The following is a 22977-nucleotide window of genomic DNA, read 5'->3' as shown; positions in this document are numbered from 1 at the left end:
CCTTACTTCTTCTCGGCCTTCTTGGCCGGGGCTTTCTTGGCGGGCGCCGCGTCGGCCTTGCTCTCGGCAGGCTTGTCGGTGGCACCGGTCTTCTTCGGCGCGGCCTTCTTGGCGGCGGGCTTCGTCTCGCCTGCTTCCACCTTCTTGGCCGGGGCCTTCTTCGCGGCTTCCTTCGCTGGAGCGGCCTTGGCCGCTTCTTCTGCCGGAGCAGCCTTCGCCGCTTCCTTCTTCGGCGCAGCCTTCGAATCGCCGACTGCAGTGATGCGGAGCAGGGTCAGCTGCTGGCGATGACCCGCCTTGCGGCGATAGTTGTGGCGGCGACGCTTCTTGAAAACGACGACCTTCTCGCTCTTCGCCTGCGCGATGATCTCCGCCGAAACGGCAACCTTCGAGGCGTCGGCAATCTTGTCGCCTTCGCCGGCGAGCAGGACGTCGCCCAGCGTCACCGTATCGCCGGCTTCGCCAGCGAGCTTTTCGACCGCGATCTTGTCTCCGGCGGCAACCCGGTATTGCTTGCCGCCCGTGCGCACTACTGCGAACATGGTGGTAACTTCCATTCTCTTTGCTGTGCCCCCACCGTGGTGGAAGAGGCGCGACCGAAATGCCGCCAATGGCGGTGTCCGGAAAGATGGGTGCCGTTAAGGGAACCGCCCGCGCAAGTCAACGGCGGAAATCCGCCTGCGCGCGCCATCTGGCGCAGCGCGGGGTGCATGCTATGAGCCTTGCAGAATGAAGCAAGCCCTCACCCGCATCGCGCCACTCGTTCTCGCCGCCCCGCTGGCCGCCTGCGCTGGCGGCAGCGCCGACTATCCGTCGCTGGCGATCCGGGATGCCGAGCGCGTCGAGGGCACGTTCGAACCTGCCCCGGCAGCCGAAGCCCCGGCCCCGCCGGCAGCGCCGAGCGCCGATCTGCTCCAGCGGCTCTCGCAGCTACGGACCGAGGCGGCGAGCGCCCATCAGGCGTTTACTCAAGCCGTGCCGGGTGCGCGCCGCACGATCGAGGCCGCTCGCGGAGCAGGCGTCGAAACGAATAGCTGGGCCGCCGCACAGGTCGCGCTGGCCGACCTCGATTCGCATCGCAGCAGGACGGCGGTCGCGCTGGGCGATCTCGACCTGATATTCGCCGATGCGACCCTCGCCTTCGAGTTGCGAGAGCCGATCGCCGCTGCGCGCAGCGAGGTCGCGGACATGATTGCGCAAGAGGATGCAATTCTCACGGAGCTGCGCAGCATCCGCTAACGCGCAGCGCCCGCCGGATCCCTGGCACCGTTCCCGTCGAGCGGCAGATATTGCCCCGTCAAACCCGGCGCCGCAGCCACGTATCGCTCGGTTCGGGCGATCGCCTCCCCCTTCCCCGCCGCGGCGTTGACGCGCAGCGGTGCGTGCTTCCGCGCCAGACCCGCGACGGCGGCAAGTCGCCAGGCGTGATGAGTGTGATCGGCCGGCGCGAAGACGAGCAGCAGATCGTCGCCCGCTGCAAGTGCATCCTCAGCATAAGGCAGCCAGTGCTGGTGGAACACGCTCGCGGCGGACAGGGGATCTTCCGGCAAATCGTCCACCGCGATCCGCTTCATCAGCGGCGCTCGCGAGTCAGCGTGATGCCGATCTTCTCGTTGCCCTGGGCGATCGCCAGCTTGACGATCTTCACCGTGACCGCCTCGACCCGCTCGTCCTGCAGGAACAGCGTTTCGCAGATGTGGTCCGCGACTGCCTCGATCAGCTTGAAGTGCACCCCGGGCGGCAGCGCCTCCGTGGCGGCGAACTTCAGGTCCATGTAGTTCTTGCTCGCGTCCAGCGGCGTATCGGGCGCGTAACGGACCGCGCACTTGAGCTGCGCGCTGATGGATATCCGCAGCGGCTGCGGCTTGCCGGTCTCCTCCGAGTAGATGCCCGTGAGGACATCGTGCTCGAGATCGGCAACTTCCAGGATCAGCGAATCGGCCATGTGTTGCGCTTAGCCTGGATTGGACCAGCGGGCGAAGATTGCGGTGGGGAGGAGGCGGGGATCTTTACTATCCTCGCGCACAGAAAGGTCGCCGTGTTGGATTTCCCCCGGCAGATCCTGCAGAACTTCAGCCAGCAGTCCGGCGAGCGCGAGGCTGCTCATGCGCACTGCGTAGACGGTGAGGAAGAGGAAGCGGCTCTCGCCGTCGAGCAGCTTGCGGCAATCGCGGACGAGGCCGGGCAGCCCCTCTTCGATCCGCCAGACTTCCCCGTTCGGGCCGCGCCCGAACTTGGGCGGATCGAGGATGATCCCGTCATAGCGCCGCCCGCGCCGCACCTCGCGCGCGGCGAACTTGACCGCGTCGTCGACGAGCCAGCGAACCGGCCGCCCCTCCATGCCCGAGAGCGCCGCGTTCTCGCGCGCCTGAGCGACGGACTTCTTCGACGCGTCGACATGCGCGACCTGTCCGAAGCGACTGAGCGCCAGGGTCCCGACGCCGGTATAGCCGAAGAGATTCAGGAGCTGCGCATCCTCGGCCGCGCCGAGCTGCGCGCCCATCCACTCCCACACGGGGGCCATGTCGGGGAAGAACCCGAGGTGGCGGAAAGGGGTGCATTGCGCCGTGAAGCGTACCTCGTTCCAGGAAAGCGGCCAGCCCTCGGCCGGTACCGGCTCCGCGAACTGCCAGCGGCCGCCGCCGTCCTCGTCCGAACCGGGCACGAACTCGCCGTGCGCCCACCAGTCGGCATCGCGCGGGGTCCACATGGCCTGCGGCTCGGGCCGGATGAAGCGGTAGCGGCCGTAGCGCTCGAGCTTGCGGCCATTCCCGCTGTCGACGAGCCCGTAGTCGGCCCAGGGTTCGCCGATCATGACCTGAGGGTTTTCGATCAGGCGGGCCATGCCGGACCTTGTCGTTCACGCGCAGAGGCCACGATCACACGCTCGCATGCTCGGTGATGTACGTGGCTACCGCATCATAGTCGCCGGGCAGTTCGGTAAAGCGTTCCTCGCGCGCAAACAGGTCGCCGACGCGTGGGGGCAGCGGCGGGCGGGTCCCGGTCGCGCGCTCCACCGCATCGCGGAACTTGGCCGGATGGGCCGTAGCGAGCGTCACGACCGGCGCATCGACGTCCTGCAGCCGCGCCGCGTGGAGACCGATCGCGGTATGCGGATCGACAGTCTCGCCGCAATGCTCCCACGCCCAGCGCATCGCCTGCGCCATCTCGTCCTGATCGGCGCGCGCGCTGGTGAAAAGCGCAGCGGCCCCTTCGCGCTGCGCGTTGGTGAGGCGCATCGCCTTCGTCCCCTCGAACCCGCGCATCTGTTCGGCCAGCGCCGCGCCGTCGCGCCCACCGCAGTCGAACAGCAGGCGCTCGAAATTGGAGCTGACCTGAATGTCCATCGAAGGCGCCGCGGTCGGCGTCACCTCGCCGGCCGAATAGTCGCCGTCGGACAGCGCGCGGTGGAGGATGTCGTTGACGTTGGTGGCCACGATCAGCCGTTCTACCGGCAGGCCCATCTTCGCGGCGACATAGCCGGCAAAGACGTCACCGAAGTTGCCGGTCGGCACGCTGAACGCGACCTTGCGCTGCGGCGCGCCGAGTTGCAGCGCGGCGGCAAAATAATAGACGACCTGCGCCATCAGCCGCGCCCAGTTGATCGAGTTCACCGCGCCGAGCTGCACCCGGCCGGTCAGCGCGGTGTCGGCGAACATCCGCTTCACCATCGCCTGCGCGTCGTCGAAGCTGCCCTCGATCGCGATGTTGTGCACGTTGGGTGCGAGCACGGTGGTCATCTGGCGGCGCTGCACATCGCTCACGCGGCCCTTGGGGTGGAGCATGAAGATCTCGACACCCTCGCGCCCCGCGACCGCATCGATCGCAGCCGAGCCGGTATCGCCGCTGGTCGCGCCGACGATCGTCAGCCTCTCTTCGCGGCGACCGAGGAATTCCTCGAACAGCAGCCCGAGCAGTTGCAGTGCGACATCCTTGAACGCCAGCGTGGGCCCGTGGAAAAGCTCGAGCAGCCAGTTGCGCTGGTCGAGCTGGACCAGTGGCGTCACCGCCTTGTGCGCGAAGCGGGCGTAGGCTTCCTCGCACAGCTCGCGCAGGCGCTCGGGCGTCAGGCTGTCGCCGACGAACGGCTGCATCACCCGCGCGGCAAGCTCCGCGTAGGGAAGACCGGCGAGCCCGGCGATCTCGCCAGGCGAGAACTGCGGCCATTCGCGAGGCAGGTAGAGCCCGCCGTCGTTCGCCAGACCGGCGAGCGTGACGCCTTCGAAATCGAGCGGCCCGCCATTGGGGTTTTGGGCGCTTCCGCGGGTGGAGACGTATTCCATCGACCGGAGCGACTAGCCGGGCCCCGCCCGCCCCGCAAGCAATGGGCGCTAGTCGGCGCCAAGGCTTTCCTTTTCGTTCGCCTCCAGCCCTTGTTTGAGACGATGCAGGCCCGAGGCGGCCGCGGCCGCATGCGGACCGATCCAGCGCTCGTGGATCGCCTGAATGGGCATGGCGTCGAGATAGTTGAACCGCTCCCGCCCTTTGCGCACCGGCACCAGGAGGCTCGCGTCCTCCAAGACCTTCAGATGCTGCATCACGGTGCAGCGGTTCATCTCCGGAAACAGATCGCAAAGCTGGCCCGTGGTGAGCGGGCGCAGCTTAAGCGCATCGCAGACCGCCCGGCGCACGGGGTTGGCCAGCGCCTTGAACACGGCATCGAGATCGTCTTCGATTGACATGTTATGTTTTTATAACATATTTCTCTCTCGATCAAGCAGCGACTCGAAAGGAGCGGATGCGATGGAACTGAAATTCAGAGTGGCGGCGCGGATCGCCAAGCCCGTGCACGAAGTGTTCGAGGCGGTCGCCGATCCCGGTCAGCTCTCGCGCTATTTCACCACGGGCGGCGCGCTGGGACGGCTCGAGACCGGAGCCACGGTGACCTGGGACTTCCAGGATTTCCCCGGCGCATTCCCAGTCTACGTCATCGAGGTCGTGCCGGACGAGCGAATCGTCCTCGAATGGGATGCCAGTGAAGGCGAAGCGCCGAATGTCGAGGGCGCCGAGTCAGTCAGTGCGGACTACCGGACGACCGTGACGATGACCTTCAAGCCGCTCGACGACGGCCGCACGCTGGTCGAAATCGCCGAAGAGGGCTGGCGCGAGAATCAGGGCGCGCTCAAGGCCAGCTACGGCAACTGCCAGGGCTGGAGCCAAATGCTTTGTGCGCTCAAGGCCTGGCTCGAGCACGGCATCAACCTGCGCGACGGGATGTACAAGTAGCCAAATGGCCGACGACCCAGCCCAATAAGGAGGTAGCTCATGTATGTCAGCGGTTTCGTGCTCGCCGTTCCGGAGCAAAACAAGGATGCCTTTCGGAAGATGTCGGAAGGCTGGTGGGAAATAGCAAAGGACTACGGCGCCCTGGAGCACATGGAGAACTGGGAAGTCGACGTCCCCGATGGCGAAACCACCGATCTGCGCCGCGCGGTAGACTCGCGAGATGGCGAAAAGATCGTCTTCTCCTGGGTCATCTGGCCCGACAAGGAGACTGCCGACGCCAGCCACGAGAGGATGACTGCGGATTCCCGCATGGGAAAACTCGACGGCGAGCCCCTCTTTGACCCCAAACGGATGATCTACGGCAATTTCGAACCTTTGGTGCGGAAGAGACGCGACTGAGGCGACCGATCAGGCGGCAGATCTCCATTTTTGCCGCAGAGCCAGCACGTAGATCACGAGGGCCGTCAGCGCGAAGAAGAACCACTGCCCGGCATAAGCGAGGTGGTTGTTGGGGACATCCGCCGGATCAGGCGGCGCCAGCGGCATGAGGCCCGCGGTGGGCTGCCCCACCACGAGACGCGGACCGGGCGCGACGATGCCTTCGACGGTGCCGCCCTGCCAATCCGGGGTCACGGGCCGTTCCGACCAGCCAATCGCCACATTGGCTTCGCGTCCGTCGCCGATCGCGCAGCGGGCCACGTGGGCCCAGCCCTTGCGTCCCTCGACGCTGGTCCCCGCGCGCGAGGACAACTCCAGCACCCGCTCGCAATCGAGCTGGGCGTGGCGGAAGAGCGCCGCCTCCGTCTCCGCTTCGCTCTGCGGCCATTCGACGGCGGAAGAGAGCGTATGGGCCTGCTGATAGCGGGCGAGGAGCGCTTCCTTCTCCGCCTTGCGGTCGAGCTGCCAGAAGCCCAGCGCGATCATCGTCGCGACGGCGGCCACGACGATCACTGTCGCGACGATCGGGACCTTCCGCCTCACAGCTCGCGGCTTCCCGCTTCCTTGGCGCGGTTCCGGAATTCGGAGGCAAGCAGCGCCGCCTTGGCGACCCGCAGGCCGAAGATCACCGCAAGCGCCGTAACTGGCACCCACATCAAGGCGTGCAGCCAGAGCGGCGGACGGAACGCGAGTTCGACCGAGATCGCGAGCGCGGTGACCACAGCCCCGATCAGCAGCGTTAGGAACGCGGCCGGTCCGTCGCCAACATTGAAGCTGCCGTAATCGAGCCCGCACGCCGGGCACCGGTCGGCGAAGCGAACGCCGCGCGCGAACAGCGTCTTCTCTCCACACTGCGGACACAAAGCGAAAAGGGCAGCCGCGGCAATGCCGGGCTGCCCCTTCTCGGACTGCGGCTCGCGCTGATCCATCAGTGGACCGGCGCGCCCCAACCGCCCCATACGTACACGACCACGAAGAGGAACAGCCACACTACGTCCACGAAGTGCCAGTACCAGGCAGCCGCTTCGAAACCGAAGTGCTGGCGCGGAGTGAAGTGGCCGAGGTAGGTGCGGCGCAGGCAGACGATCAGGAAGATCGTGCCAACCAGCACGTGGAAGCCGTGGAAACCCGTCGCCATGTAGAACGCCGAGCTGTAGGTGTTGCCACCGAACGCGAACGGCGCGTGCCAGTACTCGTAGACCTGGATGCAGGTGAACAACGCACCGAGCAGGACAGTGAGCCACAGGCCCTTCTTCAGCCCGTCTCGGTCACCATGGATCAGCGAGTGGTGCGCCCAGGTGACCGTGGTGCCGGAGCAGAGCAGGATCAGGGTGTTGAGCAGCGGCAGGTCGAACGGGTTCATGACCGCTTCGATCGCCACGGGCGGGAACTGGCCGCCGACCACCTCGGAAAGCGTGCTCGGGAACAGCGAGAAGTCGAACCAGGCCCAGAACCAGCCCGCGAAGAACATGACTTCCGAGGCGATGAACAGGATCATGCCGTAGCGCATGTGAAGCTGCACGACCGGCGTGTGGTAGCCGGCCTGGGCCTCTTTCACGATATTGCTGAACCAGCTGAAGAACGTCGCGATCAGCCCGGCGATGCCGAGGCCGAGCACGATCTGCCAGTTCGCCAGCTCGTGCATGTAAAGCACCATGCCGCTGGTGAAGGTGACGGCCGAGATCGAGCCGATCAGCGGCCAGATGTCGGGCGGAAGGATGTGGTAGTCGTGGTTCTTGGTTCCGGCCATTGATCGAACGTCCTGTCAAAGCGGTTGCGCGGCCCTTAATCGGCGGCGCGCCGTTGGTCCAGTGCTAGGAAGCGGGTTCCGGTTTGCGGTGGAAAGTGTAGCTCAAGGTGATCTGTTCGACACCCTGCGCGTTGGGGTCGTCGAGGATCGCCGGATCGATGTAGAACAGCACCGGCATCCGCACTTCCTGACCCGGCTGGAGCGTCTGCTCGGTGAAGCAGAAGCATTGGATCTTGTTGAAGTACTTGCCCGTCTGATTGGGTTCGACGTTGAAAGTCGCGGTCCCCGTGATAGGCTCGGCGCCGTCGTTGCGCGCGATGAAGAAAGCCATGTCGCGCTCGCCCACCTGGACGGTCTCGGTCACCTTCTCGGGGCCGAAGGTCCAGGGCATGTCGTGCGACGTACTCGCGTCGAACCGGACCGATATCGTCGAGGCGCCGGCACTTTGCGCAATGCGCGCGGCGATGTCCGCATCGGTCTCGGTCGCGCGCTGGGTCGTGCCCCCAAAGCCGGTCACTTGGCAGAACAGCTGGTAGAGCGGCACCGCCGCATAACCGAGACCGAGCATCGCCGCCGCGCCGAGCAAGCCGAGCAGGCCGACCCGCAGGTTCTTTCGTTCGAGCGCGGCGGTGGACATGGTTCAGTCTCCCATCTTCACGAACGTGAGGACGTAGAACAGCACGACGAAGAAGCCGAGCACGAGCGCGAGCGCGATGTTGCGCCCCTTCTGCCGCCGCTTGAATTCTTCCTGTTCTTCGGGCGTCATCCGAACCATCCTTGCGTTTGCACCAGGCGGTCCGCAACGAGGGCCGCGAAGAGTGCGAAGAGATAGAGCACGCTGTAACCGAACAGCCGCTTCTCGGGCAGCATCCGGTCTTCCGCCCCGGCAGTGCGGAAAGCCACCGGCACCGAAAGCGCTGCGAATACCGCCGTCAGCGCTGCGGCCGCCCCGCCATACAGCAGGCCCGTGCCGCCGATCAACCAGGGCGCAAGCGCTAGCGGCAGCAGCAGCACAGAGTAGATCAGGATCTGCCGCCGGGTCGACCGCTCGCCCTTCACCACTGGCATCATCGGAATGCCGACCTTGGCATAATCCGACTGCACGAACAGGGCGAGCGCCCAGAAATGCGGCGGCGTCCAGAAGAAGATGATCGCGAACAGGAGTGCCGGCATCAGGGTGATGTCGCCGGTCACGGCAACCCATCCGATCACCGGCGGGAAGGCCCCTGCCCCGCCGCCGATCACGATGTTCTGCGGCGTGCGCGGCTTTAGCCAGATGGTGTAGACCACCGCGTAGTAGATGATCGAGACCAGCAGGATCGCGGCCGAGAGCCAGTTCACCGCCAACCCCATCAGCAGGACCGAGCCTACCGACAGGGCGATTCCGAAGTCGCGTGCGTCGACGCGGTTCAACCGGCCGGCGGGAATGGGCCGCCCCGCAGTACGCTTCATCCCCGCGTCGAGATCGGCTTCCCACCACTGGTTGAGCGTCGCCGCGCCACCGGCGCCGAGTGCGATGCACAGCACTGCCGTAAAGCCGATCACCGGATGAATCGTACCCGGTGCCGCCAGAAGACCGCACAGTCCGGTGAAGATCACCAGGCTCATCACTCTCGGCTTCGTCAGGGCGAAAAAATCGCGCCAGTCGGCCGGGACGGATCGGGTGTGGGACGTGGTCGCGGTCATATCAAAAAATGCCCCCTCCCGCGAACGGGAAGGGTCCATGATCGGTTGGGCGGGCGGCGGCGTGCCGCCCTTTCCCCTCCCGCAAGCGGGAGGGTCGCATTGTCAGCTCGTCGCCGGAGTCGCGGCCACCGGGCGGTGGTCGTGGTAGTCTTGGCTTTCCTCGATCACCGGCAGCGTCTCGAACTGGTGGTAAGGGGGCGGGCTCGAAAGCGTCCACTCGAGCGTCGTCGCGCCTTCGCCCCAGTAGTTGGGCGCCGCCCGCTTGCCCGCGATGAACGCGTAGGCGAGATTCACGAAGAAGACGAGCATCGAGACGGCCATGATCGTATAACCGACCGAGGAGATCTCGTTCCAGTAGGCATAACCTTCCGCGTAATCCGGATAACGGCGCGGCATGCCCTGCCAGCCCAGGAAATGCTGCGGGAAGAAGATCACGTTCACGCCGATGAAGAAGCCCCAGAAGTGGATGTGCGCCAGCAGTTCGCTGTGCATGCGCCCGCTCATCTTCGGGAACCAGTAGTAGAAGCCCGCGAAGAGCGAGAACACCGCACCCATCGACAGGACGTAATGGAAGTGCGCGACCACGAAGTAGGTGTCGTGCACGACGTCGTCGACGCCGCCGTTGGCGAGGTAGACGCCGGTCACACCACCGACCGTGAACAGGAAGATGAAGCCCAGCGCCCAAACCATCGGGCTCTTGAACTCGAGGCTGCCGCCCCACATCGTCGCGATCCAGCTGAAGATCTTCACGCCGGTCGGAACCGCGATGACCATGGTCGCCGCGGTGAAGTACATCTTCGTGTTCACGTCGAGGCCGACGGTATACATGTGGTGCGCCCAGACGACGAAGCCGACCACGCCGATCGCGACCATGGCGTAAGCCATGCCGAGATAGCCGAACACCGGCTTGCGGCTGAAGGTCGCGACGATCTGGCTGACCATGCCGAAACCCGGCAGGATCATGATGTAGACCTCGGGGTGACCGAAGAACCAGAACAGGTGCTGGTAGAGCACCGGATCGCCGCCGCCGGCCGGATCGAAGAACGTCGTCCCGAAGTTGCGGTCGGTCAGTAGCATGGTGATCGCGGCGGCGAGTACCGGCAGTGCGAGCAACAGCAGGAAGGCGGTGATGAGCACCGACCACACGAACAGCGGCATCTTGTGCAGCGTCATGCCCGGTGCGCGCATGTTGAAGATCGTGGTGATGAAGTTCGTCGCGCCCAGAATCGAGCCCGCGCCCGCAAGGTGGAGCGAGAAGATCACGAAGTCGACCGCAGGGCCATCATGCCCATACGTCGCGAGCGGCGCGTAGACCGTCCAGCCCGTCCCCGCACCGGAACCCGCGGCTGCCCCCGGCACGACCGTGGAGATCATCAGCGAGACGAAACCGGCGGCGGTCAGCCAGAACGAAATGTTGTTCATCCGCGGGAAGGCCATGTCGGGCGCACCGATCATGAGCGGCACGAACCAGTTGCCGAAGCCGCCGATCATCGCCGGCATGACCATGAAGAACACCATGATCAGGCCGTGCGCCGTTACCAGCACGTTCCAGTGGTGCAGCGCGGCGTCGAAACCCTCCTCGCTCGCACCGAGCGGCCAGGCCTGGGTCAGGATCTGGATGCCCGGCTCGGCCAGTTCGGCGCGCATGATGCCCGAAATCGCACCACCGATGATACCCGCACAGATCGCGAAGATCAGATAGAGCGTGCCGATGTCCTTGTGGTTGGTCGACATGAACCAACGCGCAAAGAAGCCGGGCTTGTGATCGGCATCGTGATGCTCGTCTTCGGTGTGGGCCTGAAAACCTTCAGCGGTGGTAGCCATGGTCGCGTTTCTCTTCGACTTCTATCAATTGGTTGCGGCGGCGGCTTCGGCGCCGTCGGCATTCTCGGCAGCAGCTTCGCCACCCTCGGCAGCGGAGGCCTCGGCAGAAGCGGCAGGAGCCGCTTCGGCCTCGTCACCCACGGTGCCGCCCGGCTGCGAACGGACCCAGGCCTCCCACTGATCGCGCGGAAGCGCCTCGACCGCGATCGGCATGTAGCCGTGGCGCGCGCCGCACAGTTCGGAGCACTGGCCGTAATAGATGCCGGGCTCGTCGATCGTCAGGAGACGCTCGTTGAGACGGCCGGGAACCGCGTCGATCTTGAACCACAGCGAGGGCACGGCGAACGAATGGATGACGTCGGCCGCGGTCGTCTGGATACGCAGCGGCGTATCGACGGGCACGACCATGCGGTTATCCACCGCGAGCAGCGCCGGCAGCCCCTTCGCCTTGGCTTCATCCTCCGGCATCATGTTCGAGATCACCTCGAACCCGCCGTTGTCGGGATAGCCGTAGCCCCAGTACCACTGATAGCCCGTAACCTTGATCGTCACCGCATCTTCGGGCGGGGATTCGTATTGGTCGGAAAGCAGCGAGATCGAAGGAACCGCGATGCCGACCAGGATCAGAACCGGGACGAGCGTCCAGACCACTTCGATAAACGTGTTGTGCGTCGTCTTCGACGGGGTCGGGTTGGCGCCGCGGCGATACCGGACGATCACCCACACCAGCAGCGCGAGCACGAAGATGCAGATGATCCCCATGACCCATATGAGGCCGAAATGAAGGCCGGCGGCCGTGTCGCCGATCGGCGAGAACTGGTCCTGCACGTCCCAGCCGCCTGCGGTGGGCTGCCCCTTGATCCACTCGGGACCGAGCGGTTCGTAGCCGCCGGCTGCGGGAGCCGCATCGCCAGCGGCAGCAGCCGCCTCGGCAGGTGCGACTTCCGCCGCAGGCACTTCTGCCGCGTCCTGCGCGAACGCAGCCTGGGGCGTCAGGGCCAGCGTGATCGCCGCCCAGAAAACCATTACGAACCGCGTAGCCCCGTGGGGCCAGTCACCGAATCTCATCTGTCCGACGCTTTCCGTTCTTGTCGTTGAGAGACTGCATATGCAGCCGCGAAAACCCCGTCGGGGGACAGGTCTGGGCGGCCCTATACGCCCGCTTGCCCCCTGCCTCAAGCGCTTCTAGGAGAAAAATCGGAAACCGGCGGATAACGCCGCGAAACGCTCCAGAAACGGACCGCAAACCTCGATGACAGAAGACGAAGTTCTCCACGAGTTCCGCACGAGCGAAGCGTTGCTGGAGGGGCATTTCAAGCTCTCTTCCGGCCGCCACAGCGCCTATTACCTGCAGTGCGCCCGCGTGTTGATGGAGCCGATGCGCGCGAGCCGCCTCGCCGCCGCGCTAGCTGCAAAGGTACCGCGCGAGCTGCGCGCTTCGGTGGACAAAGTAGTCTCCCCCGCGATGGGCGGCATCATCATCGGGCACGAGATGGGCCGCGCGCTCGGCAAGGAGGCGGTCTTCCTCGAGCGCCCCGAAGGCACTTTCGAGTTCCGCCGCGGTTTCGATCTGAAGCAAGGCGACAAAGTGCTCGTCGTCGAGGACGTCGTGACCACCGGCCTCTCCTCCAAGGAGGCGATGAAAGCGGTCGAGGCGGCGGGCGGCGAGGTCGTCGGGCTCGTCTCTCTGGTCGACCGCCGCGGCGACGAGGTGACGTTCGACGTTCCCTATTATGCGCTGCTCGACATCACCTTCCCGACTTATGCGGAGAACGAAGTTCCCGCCGAACTCGCGGCGGTGCCGGTTACGAAGCCGGGGAGCCGCAAGTAAGTGGCCGGGCGGCTCCGCCTCGGCGTCAACATCGACCACGTCGCGACGATCCGCAACGCGCGCGGCGGTGACCATCCCGATCCGGTGCGGGCGGCAGAGATCGTGGCCCGCGTCGGCGGCGACGGCATCACCGCGCACCTGCGCGAGGACCGGCGGCACATCCGCGACGAAGACCTCGCGCGGATCCAGGCGGCAACCGACCTGCCGCTCAACCTGGAAATGGCTGCGACCGAGGAGATGCTAGCGATCGCGTTGCGCCACAAACCGCATGCGGCCTGCATCGTGCCTGAGAAGCGGGAGGAGCGAACGACCGAAGGCGGGCTCGACGCGGCGGGCCTGCACAACCAGCTCGCACCGGTTGTTTCGCGGCTGACCGACGCCGGCATCCGCGTCAGTCTCTTCATCGAAGCGACCGAGCGCCAGCTCGACGCGGCCATCCGGCTCGGCGCGTCCGTCGTCGAGTTCCACACCGGCGAGTATGCGCATGCGACGGGCGAGGACCGCGCGCGCGAACTGAAGCGCATTGCAGACATGGCTGCGCTCGCCGCGAAGAATGGAATCGAGCCGCACGCCGGCCACGGGCTCACTTACGAGAACGTGCAGCCGATCGCCGCCATCCCGCAGCTCGCCGAGCTCAATATCGGGCACTATCTCGTCGGCGAGGCGGTGTTCGTCGGGCTGGAGCAGGCCGTGCGCATGATGCGCGAGTTGATGGATGAGGCGCGGTGATCATCGGCCTCGGTTCCGACCTCTGCAACATCGAGCGCATCCAGGCCGCGCTCGACCGGCATGGCGAGCGTTTCGAGCAGCGCTGCTTCACCGCGGTCGAGCGTGCCAAGGCTGCCAAGCGCCCGTTCACGCGCGCAGGCACCTACGCCAAGCGCTTCGCCGCCAAGGAGGCTTACTCCAAGGCAGTCGGCACTGGATTCTTCCGCGGCGTCTATATGAAGGACATCGGCGTAGTGAACGCGTCTTCTGGCGCACCGACGCTCGCGCTCGCGAACGGCGCTGCCAAGCGGCTTGCGGAATTGACGCCGCCCGGCCATGAGGCGGTCGTTCATCTCACCCTAACCGACGACCACCCATGGGCGCAGGCGTTCGTCGTGATAGAGGCCCGACCCCTTTGACCGCAGAAAATCCGACCGTGAGCGAAACGACCACCGAGAAGGCGAAAAAGCGCGAGAAGATCAACTGGGTCTCCGAACTGCGCGGGCTGGCACTGATGCTGCTCGCCGTGCTGGGCTTCCACAGCTTCGTCGCCAAACCGTTCTACATCCCCAGCGAATCGATGATGCCGAACCTGCTGGTCGGCGACCGGCTGGTGGTGAGCAAGTATCCTTACGGCTGGAGCTGGGCCTCGATTTCATTCCACCTCATGCCGCGCGGCGACTGGCGTATCTGGCCGGCGACGCCCGAGTACGGCGACATCGTGATTCCGGTCCATCCGGAGCGCGACGAGGACTATATCAAGCGTGTGGTCGCCCTCCCCCGCGACCGGATCGCGGTGGTGGGCGGGCAGATCGTGCTCAACGGCACGCCGGTGCCGCGCGCGGTCGAACCGCCCGTGCAGGTCCCGGTCGACGATAACTCGCCATGCGACCCCTATACCTACCCGGGCATGCGGACGACCACGTCCTCGGGAGAGGTCGTGTGCGAAATGCCGACCTACCGCGAGACCATGCCGAACAGTGCGAGCTATCTTATCGTCGATCACACGACGCAGGATCTCGACAACTTCCCCGAGATTACGGTGCCCGAAGGCCATGTGTTCGTGATGGGCGACAACCGCGACCATTCCGCCGACAGCCGCGAGTACGGCTCGCGCGGGCTCGGCGGACCGGTTCCGCTGGAGAACATCGGCGGCCGGGCAGAGTTCATCACGTTCTCGCTCGACGGCACGACCAGCTTCAACCCGATCACATGGTTCACGTCCTTGCGCGGCGATCGCGCCTGGACCACACTGCGGCCCGCAATCGCCGATGGGGGCGCCGAGAGTGAGCAAGACTGACGAAGCACCGGACGCGCCGATGGGCGCCAGTCCAACCCACATCGGAAGCCCCAAATTACGCTACGAGGCGGCGCGCGCGGTCATCTGGGCCGCCGTGGTCGGGCTTGCCGTCCTCGCCGTCTATATCTCCCAGTCGCTGCTGGTCATCTTCGGGGCGATGGTCTTCGCTTCGATGATCGACGGCGGCGCGCGCCTCCTCGGCCGGTGGCTCAAGATCGGGCGCGGGTGGCGGGTTGCGATCGTGATCGTCGCGATGGTCGCGTTCCTCGCCTGGCTCGGCTACTTCGCCGGTTCGCAGATTTCCCAGCAGGCAGCAGAATTCCCGGCGATCGTCGGCGAGCAGCTTGGCCGCCTGCTGGCGCTGCTGCGCGAGCAGGGTTTCGCGATCAGCCAGGACGACGTTCAGAATGTGGTCGGGAGCCTCGTCAGCGGCGTGGGAACCGTAACCCGTGCGATCGGCGGCATCTTCGGCGGCGTGGCGACGCTGCTGCTGATCCTGATCATCGGCATCTACATCGCGATCGATCCGAACCTTTACGAGCGCGGCGTTGCCTGGATGGTGCCGGAGAACCACCGCTCAACGTTCTATGACACGATCGAGCGCATGTCGTTCACCCTGCGCCGCCTCCTGGCCGGGCGCCTGCTCGGCATGTTCGCCGAAGGTCTCTTCACCTGGGCGCTGCTCGCCTACGGCGGACAGCTGATCGGGATCGGTCCGGTGCCGATGGCTGCGCTGCTCGGCCTGCTGACCGGCCTGCTCGCCTTCATCCCCAACATCGGCGCGGTGATCTCGGGCATCCTGATGGTGCTGGTCGGGTTCTCTGGCGGCACCGACATGGGACTCTACACGATCTTCGTCTATCTTCTCGTGCAGAACTTCGACGGCTATGTCCTGGTCCCCATGATCGCCAAGAAGACTGTCGATCTCGCGCCCGCGCTTGTTCTCGGCGCGCAGCTCATCTTCGGCGTCGTATTCGGAATCCTCGGGCTGGCGCTCGCCGATCCTATGCTCGCGATGATCAAGGTGGCGCTGGAACGCCGGGCAGAGCGCCTCGACGAAGGTAACCGGCTGCACGAGGCAAGCACCTGATGGCTCGCAAGTTCCTTTACTTCATCGCCGTTTTGATCGTGCTCGCCCTGGTGGCGGTGTTTGCGCTGCGGCTCTATTGGGACGATCTGGCCGAGATCGCCTATGTCCCTCGCAGCGAATTCGTCCAGCAAAAGCCGCTCGAGACGAACGCCTATCAGGATCCGGCGATGTGGCTCTCCCGCCCCGGCATCGGACTCGACGATGCGGCGCGCTGGCAGCCGGCGATGCGCGGCGAGGGACGGCAGTTGCCCCAGAGCGACGAGCCGAAGCAAGACTTCGCGGTCTTTTTCGTCCATCCGACGAGCTATCTCGACAGCGCCAACTGGAACGCGCCGCTCGACGACGAACAATCGCAGAGCATCGCGCGCATCTACGTGCGCGGCATGGCGAGCCCGTTCAACCAGGCGAGCGAGATCTGGTCCCCACGCTATCGCCAGGCGACCTTCGGCGCATTCCTGACCGATTCCGCCGAAGCCCAGCAAGCGATCGACGCCGCTTACGACGACGTGAAGCAGGCGTTCGATTTCTTCGTCGCCAGCGTCGACGAAGACGTGCCGATCGTGCTCGCGGGGCACAGCCAGGGCACGCTCCACCTTCTGCGCCTGTTGCGGGAAGAGCTGGCGAACAGCCCGCTGGCGGGCCGCGTCGCGGCGATCTACGCGGTGGGGTGGCCTATTTCGGTCGAGCACGACCTGCCGGCGCTGGGCTTTCCCGCATGTGCCACCCCGTCACAGGCCGGCTGCATCATGAGCTGGTCGACGTTCGCCGAACCCGCCGATCCGGCCCGCGTGATCGAGGCCTATAGCGGTTCGCGCGGCTTCGATGGGACCGTGCGGGGCGAAAGCCCGATTCTCTGCACCAACCCGCTCACCGGCGGCATCGGCGGCGAAGCACCGGCCGAGGCAAACCTCGGAACCCTCATCCCCAACGCCGACTATTCAACCGGCGAGCTGGTCCCGGGCGCGGTACCCGCCCGCTGCAGTGAACGCGGTCTGCTGCTGATCGGCGATCCGCCCGAGATCGGCAGCGCGGTGCTGCCGGGCAACAACTATCACGTCTACGACATCCCGCTGTTCTGGCAGAACGTGAAGCAGGACGTCGCCAACCGGGTTGAAGCGTGGGCAGCACGGCCCTGATTACCGACAGCAGCGCCGAGTTCGGTGCCGCCCTGCCCGGCGGCGGTGTGCTGCTGGCCCTGGACCTCGGGACCAAGACGATCGGCACGGCCACTTGCGATGCGGGGTGGCAATTCGCCACCGCCGGCAAGACCCTGCCGCGCGGCAAGTTCGGCCGCGATCTGGAGACGCTGACCGCGATCGTGCACGAGCGCCGAGTGAAAGGTCTCATCCTCGGATTGCCGCGCAACATGGACGGGAGCGAGGGCCCACGCGCACAGGCGAGCCGCGCCTACGCGCGCAATCTCTCCGAACGTCTCGTGCTGCCGATCCTTCTGTGGGACGAACGCTGGTCCACCACCAGCGCCGAGCGGGACCTGATCGGTCAGGACATGAGCCGCAGGAAGCGCGCCGAACGCATCGACAGCCACGCCGCGGCCGTGATTCTGCAGGGCGCGATCGACGCTCTGACCGGCAGCGCGTTCTAGCCCGCCGCGCGACGAAGCGTCAGATCACGTACTGCAGCGTCGTTCCGCTCGGCCCAATCGCATAGGCGCAGTCCGGTATGTGGTCGCCATCGACCTGCACCGGGCTGACGCAGCGGTCGAACACGACGCGGCGCACGGTGCGGATTTCGGCAAGACCGAGGCGATCGAGAGGCAAGCGCAGCATCGCCGCGCCGGAAAGCGCCAACGTGCCCAGCCGGGTCGAGCGGCGCAGTGTTATCAGCTCCACCGAATCCGCCGCCAGCGCGGCTCGCGGGCTGAGCCGGAACGGACCGGCGTAGAGCGCGCCGTGCGAAGCGATCGCCGCTTCGGCCTCGCAGGAGAAAGGCCTGCCGTCGGCCAACTCGCCGCTGATCGCCATCGTCTCCCGCGGCCAGCGCCGGAGCTGGCGCATGATCGCGACCACGTACGCGTAGCGGCCGAGCCGCTTCTTGAGCGCGCCGGAGACCTGCGCGACCGCATGGCTGTCGGGCCCTATGCTGAGGCAGGCAACGACCGGCATCCCACCGAGGCGATAGAGCGGCGCGCTGACCCAGCTCTCGGCCCCCCGCTCCCACGCGGCAAGAACCTGCTCCGCAAGCCGCTCGGGATTTCTTGCGTAGCCGAGCTCGCGGGCGACAAGGTTGATCGTGCCCGACGGGGCGATCGCCAGCGGCACCCTGCCCGCGCTCTCGCCCAGCGCCTGAACCGTGTCGCGCAAGGTCCCGTCGCCGCCGTGAACGCAGATCATGTCCGCACGGTCCGAGAGCCATGCGCCCCCGACCTGGCTCGCCACGGGCGTGACGGCGACCCCGCGCGCGGCAAACGCCGCAATCAGCGCGTTCAGCCGTGCCTGCCGGAAATTGCCTGCGGCCGGATTGTAAACGAGATCCATCTTCATCGCCGCGGCCTTAGCACTGCGACCTTGCCAAAGGCCCAAGGTTTCGATGCCTTCGGTGCTCAAGGCACCGCTTGCCCTGCGGTGCGCAGCAAGCCATAGGCTGCGCGCGAGTCGATGAGCACTCTTAGCGAAAGGCGCGCCGCTCCATGAAAGTCCGCATCCATGTCAGCCTCAAGCCCGGCGTGCTCGACCCGCAGGGCCGCGCGGTTCATCACGCGCTCGAAGGCCTGGGTTTCTCCGGTGTCGAGGATGTCCGCGTCGGCCGCCTGATCGAGCTCGATGTCGCCGATAGCACGACCGAAGCGGAACTCGAGGACATGTGCCGCAAGCTGCTGGCCAACACCGTGATCGAGAACTTCCGCATCGAGACTATGGAGACGGCGTGATGGCCTTCCGCTCCGCTGTCATCACCTTCCCCGGCTCGAACTGCGACCGTGATCTGGCGGTCGCGCTCGAGAAAGTCGCTGGCACGCCAGCCCTGCGCGTGTGGCACGGCGATGCCGAACTGCCCGAGCGGCTCGATTTCATCGGCGTCCCCGGCGGCTTCTCCTACGGCGACTACCTGCGCTGCGGCGCGATTGCGAGCCGCAGCCCGATCATGCGCGCGGTAATCGAAGCGGCGGAGCGCGGCGTGCCGGTGCTCGGCGTGTGCAATGGCTTCCAGGTACTGACGGAGAGCGGCCTTCTGCCGGGCGCGCTGATGCGCAACGCCCAACTCACTTTCACCTGCCGCACTGCCCCGCTGCGGGTCGAAAACAGCCAGTCGCTGTTCACCGGCGGCTATGAACAGGGGCAGGAGATCATGCTGCCCGTGGCCCATCACGACGGCAACTACTTCGCGGACGAGGACACGCTCGACCGGATCGAAGGCGAAGGCCGCGTCGCCTTCCGCTATCTCGACGCGTGCAACGGCTCGCGGCGCGACATCGCCGGGATTCTCAACCAGGCCGGCAACGTCCTGGGCATGATGCCGCACCCGGAACGCGCGATCGAACCCGACCACGGCGGCAGCGACGGCCGCGCCCTGTTCGAAAGTGCCGTAAAGGGCCTGGTCGCCGCCTGACGGCCAAGAAGCGTTCCCTCGGGGCAAAACGCGCACCCGCGCCCAATCCAGTCGCGGCGTCGGGCGCTCACCGCGCTGTTAGCTCATAGGGGTGCTGGGACCTCACACCCGCCGCCGACAGTCCTGCCTCCGTTGATCCGGCGCGCCCTTCGCCGCCATTCTGTCCCACAATGTCCCCTATGTGGCGGAACGCGCAGTCATATTTCGTCGCAGCCCTTGCCGGAGCATCGATTGTTCTGCACAGTGCGTGCAAATCAAAGCGCGGAAAAACCGCGCAGAAGTAGGAGACCGCCACCACGGCGACGGCACGATAGCCAGGCCCCGAGAAGAGGACCGGCTGAATGGAGAGGAGATGGAGAGATGCTGATTGCAACTTGGCTTGCGATGTTCGTCGTCGGCTGGTTTTCCGACCGATGGCGCTCCGGCCTGCTGATCGCGCCAGTGGTGGCCGCAGCTACAACGGCGCTCTGCCTCGTAACGACGAACAGTCCTGTGTTCACCGCCGTAGAAAGACACCTCAGCTTCACCGCCGAGAGCATGGCACTCAATTTCCTGATAAAGCTGATCTATGCCTTCCTGTTCTACTCGGCCGGGCATCTCTGCAAACGCGCGCTGGATCGATCGCGGCGCAATGCCCCCGAACCAAGGATCGGTTAGTCTCTCCCAAAGTGCGCCGCTCATCACAAACTCATAGGCGACAGTCGCTTAAGTGCATGCTTCCATCCGTGCGAGAAGGAACGCCCTCTCTCGGGCATTGCGGGTAAGGCCGGCGGCGATCTCGAACTGATGCTTCGCTTCCGGCAAGCGTCCGGCCCGAAACAGGAAGTCACCCTTCGCGGCAGGCAGGGGGGCATAGTTGCGCAGGGCGGCGAGGCCAGAGATCTCGTCGATCAGCCGAAGCCCGACTTCCGGACCGTAGGCCATGCTGCACGCCACCGCGCGGTTGAGATCGACCACCGGTGAGGGTGCCACTTCGCGCAGCCGGTCATAGAGCGCCGCGATACGCCTCCAGTCGGTATCCTGTGCGGCTCGAGCACGTGCGTGGCAGGCGGCGAGTGCCGCTTGCAGGGCATAGCGACCGGCGCCGCCGAGCGCCTCGGCGCGATCGAGCGCCGCGAGGCCTCGGCGGATGAGCAGTTGGTCCCAGCGGGCGCGGTTCTGCTCCGTGAGCGGGACGAAAGCACCGTCGGGCCCGCTGCGCGCGGAGAGCCGCGAGGCTTGAAGTTCCATCAGCGAGAGCAGGCCGAGCACTTCCGGCTCGTCTGGCATCAGCCCGGCGAGGATCCGCCCCAGCCGCTGCGCCTCGGCGCAGAGCGCTGGGCGTACGAGGTCCTCGCCCGCGGTCGCGGCGTATCCCTCGTTGAAGATCAGATAGATTACCTCGAGCACCGACGCGAGCCGTGCTGCCCGCTCGCGCCCACGCGGCACTTCGAACGTCAGCCCCGCATCGCCGATTGCCTTCTTCGCCCGTACGATCCGTTGGGCGATCGTCGGCTCGCGAGAGAGGAATGCGCGCGCAATCTCCGCGGTGGTCAGGCCGCCCACCAGCCTCAGTGTCAATGCAGCGCGCGCGTCCGGAGAGACGGCGGGATGACACGCGGTGAATATCAGCCCGAGCAGTTCGTCGCCCAAATCGTCATCCATCGCCGCCTCCAGCACCTCGATCGGGGCGTGATTCGCGTCATCGAGCTCGCGGGCCATCTCCGCATGTTTGCGCTCGAGCATGCTCTGGCGGCGGCGGGCGTCGATCGCCCGGCGCTTGGCGACAGCCATCAGCCATGCGCCGGGGTTGTGCGGCACGCCGCTCTCGGGCCAATCGGTCAGCGCCGCAAGCAATGCATCCTGCGCGAGCTCCTCGGCACGGTCCACGTCGTGCGTGAACCGCGCCAGACCGGCGAGGAGCCTCGCGCGCTCGATCCGGAAGACTGCCTCGATCGTTCGGTGCGTTTCACCCGCCGCCATGCCTGCGATCTTCCGCTAAACAGCCGGGAGAGGCAAGCACGGCGGCGGACGGCGTTACTCGCCTGCCAATCGCTGCTCGTTGCGCGCGTGGATCTCGGCGCCTTCGGGCGTCATGTTCTCGGCGAAGTCGTCCATCGAAACGACAGGGCGCAGTTCCAGTTCGCTGGGGCCCGGCATCGGGTTGGGGCAGCGCTTCGCCCAAGCCAGGGCCTCATCCATGTCCTTGACCTCCCAGATCCAGAAGCCGGCCACCAGTTCGCGGGTCTCCGCAAAAGGACCGTCGATCACGGTCCTGCTGGCCCCATCGAATGCGATCCGCTTACCTTCCGCCGAGGGCTTGAGACCATCGCCGCCGACCATCACGCCAGCGTTGATCAGCTCCTCGTTGTACCTGCCCATGGCTTCGATCAGTTCCGCAGAGGGCATGGCGCCCTGCTCGCTGTCCTCCGTCGCCTTGACGAAAACGATCACACGCATTTGTCATCTCCTCAGTTCATCGGGAAACCGAATGGCCTCCTGTCGAGTACGACGAACGGGAGCTGTCGGCTTCGACATTCCTGCGCAATTTTTTCGCTGCACGGAGTTGAGGAAGACGCGCGGAAGCGCTTCCGGGAATTTGAACGCAAGGATCGGAGTGCGCGCACTCCCGGCACCAGCGATGTTGGGCGGACAGCAACTTTGCGAGAGAATATGACGAGTCCCAACAGGCAGGATGCCGCCGCCTTATGCAGCAGGCGGATCATGAGGCGAGAGAGGACCGCCGTCGAGCGCGCGTACCGCTGGGGCGTGGAGCGCAAGCGGCGTCAGATGGACATGGAGAGCGCAGCGTGAGCGGGACCGAAGCGCGTGTCGCTCTGATCGACTGGGCCTCTGCGGCGACCGAACTCGACACGCAGGGGTGGACCGTCGTGCCCCGGCTGTTGGACGCGGACGAATGCACCGAGGCAGCAGCGCTCTATGACAGACCGGAGAGATTCCGCAGTCACGTCGTCATGGCACGGCACGGCTTCGGGCGCGGCGAGTACCGTTATTTCGCCTACCCGCTCCCGCCGTTGATCGCCGGGTTACGCTCCGCACTCTATGCCCGGCTCGCGCCGATCGCGAACCAGTGGCACGAGCGCATGGGGACCGGAAGCCGGTTCCCAGCGGACCACTCGGAGTTCCTGGCACGCTGCCATGCGGCCGATCAAACGCGGCCCACGCCGCTGCTGCTACGCTATGGAACGGGAGACTATAATCGGCTTCACCAGGACCTCTACGGAGCGCATGTCTTTCCCCTGCAAGCGGCGATACTCCTGTCCTCGCCGGGCGACGACTTCACCGGGGGCGAATTCGTGCTGACCGAGCAACGCCCGCGGATGCAGTCACGCGCCGACGTCGTCCCGCTGACCAGGGGCGATGCGGTGGCGTTTGCGGTAAACAGCCGCCCCCGGCGCGGGACGAGAGGCGACTACCGTGTGACCATGCGCCACGGCGTCAGTCGGCTCCGAGCCGGGCACCGTCACACGCTCGGCATCATCTTTCACGACGCGTCCTGAGCACGTCTGTCGGCCTCGGTGTTGAGGCGCCAAACAGGGACCTAGAATGTCCAAGGGAGC

General features: G+C 65.9%; 30 protein-coding genes and 1 pseudogene. 14 read left to right on the top strand and 17 right to left on the bottom strand.

The window, feature by feature from the left end; genetic code table 11:
• Positions 1–2 precede the first annotated feature (2 nt).
• Positions 3–542 (bottom strand): 50S ribosomal protein L21, encoded by a 540-nt coding sequence (rplU, locus tag AC3A5N_RS06170; protein WP_487736812.1) that lies wholly within the window; start codon positions 540–542, stop codon positions 3–5.
• Positions 543–729: 187 nt separating this feature from the next.
• On the opposite strand from rplU, the gene AC3A5N_RS06165 reads away from it, so the two are divergent.
• Positions 730–1239, top strand: coding sequence for a hypothetical protein (locus AC3A5N_RS06165; RefSeq protein ID WP_487736438.1), 510 nt, complete (start codon positions 730–732; stop codon positions 1237–1239).
• Here the strand turns inward: AC3A5N_RS06165 and AC3A5N_RS06160 are convergent.
• From AC3A5N_RS06160 to AC3A5N_RS06140, 5 genes are read right to left on the bottom strand one after another with little or no spacing between them, the layout of a single operon-like run.
• Positions 1236–1574, bottom strand: a complete 339-nt coding sequence (locus tag AC3A5N_RS06160; protein WP_487736437.1) for a Rossmann fold domain-containing protein — start codon at positions 1572–1574, stop codon at positions 1236–1238. The two genes, AC3A5N_RS06165 and AC3A5N_RS06160, sit on opposite strands and share 4 nt — an antisense overlap.
• A complete protein-coding gene (locus AC3A5N_RS06155; RefSeq protein ID WP_487736436.1) occupies positions 1574–1945 on the bottom strand; it encodes a dihydroneopterin aldolase in 372 nt (123 codons plus the stop codon). Before AC3A5N_RS06155 ends, AC3A5N_RS06160 begins: the two co-directional genes overlap by 1 nt.
• Positions 1946–1954: 9 nt before the next feature.
• The gene (locus tag AC3A5N_RS06150) at positions 1955–2845 is read right to left on the bottom strand and encodes a class I SAM-dependent methyltransferase (protein ID WP_487736435.1); all 891 of its coding nucleotides are present in this window, start codon (positions 2843–2845) and stop codon (positions 1955–1957) included.
• A gap of 34 nt (positions 2846–2879) precedes the next feature.
• On the bottom strand, positions 2880–4283 hold the full coding sequence (gene thrC / locus AC3A5N_RS06145; RefSeq protein WP_487736434.1) for a threonine synthase: 1404 nt from the start codon (positions 4281–4283) through the stop codon (positions 2880–2882).
• A 48-nt stretch (positions 4284–4331) separates the two neighbouring features.
• Positions 4332–4682 (bottom strand): ArsR/SmtB family transcription factor, encoded by a 351-nt coding sequence (locus tag AC3A5N_RS06140; protein ID WP_487736433.1) that lies wholly within the window; start codon positions 4680–4682, stop codon positions 4332–4334.
• Between the two features lie 61 nt (positions 4683–4743).
• Between AC3A5N_RS06140 and AC3A5N_RS06135 the strand changes: the two genes are divergently transcribed.
• Both AC3A5N_RS06135 and AC3A5N_RS06130 read left to right on the top strand, forming a co-directional pair.
• Positions 4744–5226, top strand: coding sequence for an SRPBCC family protein (locus AC3A5N_RS06135; protein ID WP_487736432.1), 483 nt, complete (start codon positions 4744–4746; stop codon positions 5224–5226).
• Between the two features lie 39 nt (positions 5227–5265).
• Positions 5266–5625, top strand: a complete 360-nt coding sequence (locus tag AC3A5N_RS06130) for a DUF1428 domain-containing protein (RefSeq protein ID WP_487736431.1) — start codon at positions 5266–5268, stop codon at positions 5623–5625.
• 9 nt (positions 5626–5634) lie between these two features.
• Here AC3A5N_RS06130 and AC3A5N_RS06125 read toward each other — a convergent pair whose 3' ends face one another.
• The 8 genes from AC3A5N_RS06125 to coxB form a co-directional block, all read right to left on the bottom strand.
• Positions 5635–6207 (bottom strand): SURF1 family protein, encoded by a 573-nt coding sequence (locus tag AC3A5N_RS06125; RefSeq protein ID WP_487736430.1) that lies wholly within the window; start codon positions 6205–6207, stop codon positions 5635–5637.
• The gene (locus AC3A5N_RS06120) at positions 6204–6593 is read right to left on the bottom strand and encodes a DUF983 domain-containing protein (RefSeq protein ID WP_487736429.1); all 390 of its coding nucleotides are present in this window, start codon (positions 6591–6593) and stop codon (positions 6204–6206) included. The genes AC3A5N_RS06125 and AC3A5N_RS06120 overlap by 4 nt, the downstream gene beginning before the upstream one ends.
• Positions 6593–7414, bottom strand: a complete 822-nt coding sequence (locus tag AC3A5N_RS06115) for a cytochrome c oxidase subunit 3 (protein ID WP_487736428.1) — start codon at positions 7412–7414, stop codon at positions 6593–6595. The genes AC3A5N_RS06120 and AC3A5N_RS06115 overlap by 1 nt, the downstream gene beginning before the upstream one ends.
• 64 nt (positions 7415–7478) lie before the next feature.
• Complete coding sequence (locus AC3A5N_RS06110) at positions 7479–8051, bottom strand: cytochrome c oxidase assembly protein (RefSeq protein ID WP_487736427.1); 573 nt, start codon at positions 8049–8051, stop codon at positions 7479–7481.
• A 3-nt stretch (positions 8052–8054) separates the two neighbouring features.
• Entirely contained in the window at positions 8055–8180 is a 126-nt protein-coding gene (locus AC3A5N_RS06105; protein WP_263853359.1) for a hypothetical protein, read from the bottom strand.
• On the bottom strand, positions 8177–9100 hold the full coding sequence (locus AC3A5N_RS06100; protein ID WP_487736426.1) for a heme o synthase: 924 nt from the start codon (positions 9098–9100) through the stop codon (positions 8177–8179). Before AC3A5N_RS06100 ends, AC3A5N_RS06105 begins: the two co-directional genes overlap by 4 nt.
• Before the next feature lie 102 nt (positions 9101–9202).
• On the bottom strand, positions 9203–10924 hold the full coding sequence (gene ctaD, locus AC3A5N_RS06095) for a cytochrome c oxidase subunit I (protein ID WP_487736425.1): 1722 nt from the start codon (positions 10922–10924) through the stop codon (positions 9203–9205).
• A 24-nt stretch (positions 10925–10948) separates the two neighbouring features.
• Positions 10949–11950 carry a cytochrome c oxidase subunit II gene (gene coxB / locus AC3A5N_RS06090; RefSeq protein ID WP_487736424.1) on the bottom strand — a complete coding sequence of 334 codons (1002 nt, stop codon included), beginning with the start codon at positions 11948–11950 and terminating at the stop codon, positions 10949–10951.
• 226 nt (positions 11951–12176) lie between these two features.
• Here coxB and pyrE point away from each other — a divergent pair, with 226 nt between their 5' ends.
• Genes pyrE through ruvX form a run of 7 tightly spaced genes read left to right on the top strand, consistent with a single transcriptional unit; the run spans position 12177 to position 17456 of the window.
• A complete protein-coding gene (gene pyrE, locus AC3A5N_RS06085; protein WP_487736423.1) occupies positions 12177–12755 on the top strand; it encodes an orotate phosphoribosyltransferase in 579 nt (192 codons plus the stop codon).
• Positions 12756–13484, top strand: a complete 729-nt coding sequence (locus AC3A5N_RS06080) for a pyridoxine 5'-phosphate synthase (protein ID WP_487736422.1) — start codon at positions 12756–12758, stop codon at positions 13482–13484.
• Positions 13481–13882: a holo-ACP synthase gene (gene acpS, locus AC3A5N_RS06075; RefSeq protein WP_487736421.1), complete on the top strand. Its 402-nt coding sequence runs from the start codon at positions 13481–13483 to the stop codon at positions 13880–13882. The genes AC3A5N_RS06080 and acpS overlap by 4 nt, the downstream gene beginning before the upstream one ends.
• A complete protein-coding gene (gene lepB / locus AC3A5N_RS06070; RefSeq protein WP_487736420.1) occupies positions 13840–14763 on the top strand; it encodes a signal peptidase I in 924 nt (307 codons plus the stop codon). Before acpS ends, lepB begins: the two co-directional genes overlap by 43 nt.
• A complete protein-coding gene (locus AC3A5N_RS06065) occupies positions 14735–15853 on the top strand; it encodes an AI-2E family transporter (RefSeq protein ID WP_487736419.1) in 1119 nt (372 codons plus the stop codon). Before lepB ends, AC3A5N_RS06065 begins: the two co-directional genes overlap by 29 nt.
• A complete protein-coding gene (locus AC3A5N_RS06060; RefSeq protein WP_487736418.1) occupies positions 15853–16989 on the top strand; it encodes a DUF3089 domain-containing protein in 1137 nt (378 codons plus the stop codon). The genes AC3A5N_RS06065 and AC3A5N_RS06060 overlap by 1 nt, the downstream gene beginning before the upstream one ends.
• On the top strand, positions 16971–17456 hold the full coding sequence (gene ruvX, locus AC3A5N_RS06055) for a Holliday junction resolvase RuvX (RefSeq protein ID WP_487736417.1): 486 nt from the start codon (positions 16971–16973) through the stop codon (positions 17454–17456). Before AC3A5N_RS06060 ends, ruvX begins: the two co-directional genes overlap by 19 nt.
• A 19-nt stretch (positions 17457–17475) precedes the next feature.
• On the opposite strand, the gene AC3A5N_RS06050 is transcribed toward ruvX, so the two are convergent.
• Entirely contained in the window at positions 17476–18354 is an 879-nt protein-coding gene (locus AC3A5N_RS06050; protein ID WP_487736416.1) for a diacylglycerol/lipid kinase family protein, read from the bottom strand.
• Positions 18355–18500: 146 nt separating this feature from the next.
• On the opposite strand from AC3A5N_RS06050, the gene purS reads away from it, so the two are divergent.
• The 3 genes from purS (at position 18501) to AC3A5N_RS06035 (ending at position 20074) form a co-directional block, all read left to right on the top strand.
• Positions 18501–18740 (top strand): phosphoribosylformylglycinamidine synthase subunit PurS, encoded by a 240-nt coding sequence (gene purS, locus AC3A5N_RS06045; protein ID WP_487736415.1) that lies wholly within the window; start codon positions 18501–18503, stop codon positions 18738–18740.
• Positions 18740–19417, top strand: a complete 678-nt coding sequence (gene purQ, locus AC3A5N_RS06040) for a phosphoribosylformylglycinamidine synthase subunit PurQ (RefSeq protein WP_487736414.1) — start codon at positions 18740–18742, stop codon at positions 19415–19417. The genes purS and purQ overlap by 1 nt, the downstream gene beginning before the upstream one ends.
• Positions 19418–19777: 360 nt before the next feature.
• A complete protein-coding gene (locus AC3A5N_RS06035; protein ID WP_487736413.1) occupies positions 19778–20074 on the top strand; it encodes a hypothetical protein in 297 nt (98 codons plus the stop codon).
• A gap of 48 nt (positions 20075–20122) precedes the next feature.
• Here AC3A5N_RS06035 and AC3A5N_RS06030 read toward each other — a convergent pair whose 3' ends face one another.
• Both AC3A5N_RS06030 and AC3A5N_RS06025 read right to left on the bottom strand, forming a co-directional pair.
• Positions 20123–21379, bottom strand: a complete 1257-nt coding sequence (locus AC3A5N_RS06030) for an RNA polymerase sigma factor (RefSeq protein WP_487736412.1) — start codon at positions 21377–21379, stop codon at positions 20123–20125.
• Between the two features lie 141 nt (positions 21380–21520).
• Positions 21521–21856: pseudogene (locus AC3A5N_RS06025) on the bottom strand (YciI family protein); the annotation flags it as partial.
• A 350-nt stretch (positions 21857–22206) separates the two neighbouring features.
• Between AC3A5N_RS06025 and AC3A5N_RS06020 the strand changes: the two are divergent.
• A complete protein-coding gene (locus AC3A5N_RS06020; RefSeq protein WP_487736411.1) occupies positions 22207–22917 on the top strand; it encodes a 2OG-Fe(II) oxygenase in 711 nt (236 codons plus the stop codon).
• Positions 22918–22977: the final 60 nt, after the last annotated feature.

This window comes from Pelagerythrobacter sp. Soil_C_18, from assembly GCF_057657235.1.
The sequence above is the reverse complement of the archived record's forward strand: the minus strand, read 5'-3'. Positions and strand labels throughout refer to the sequence as shown.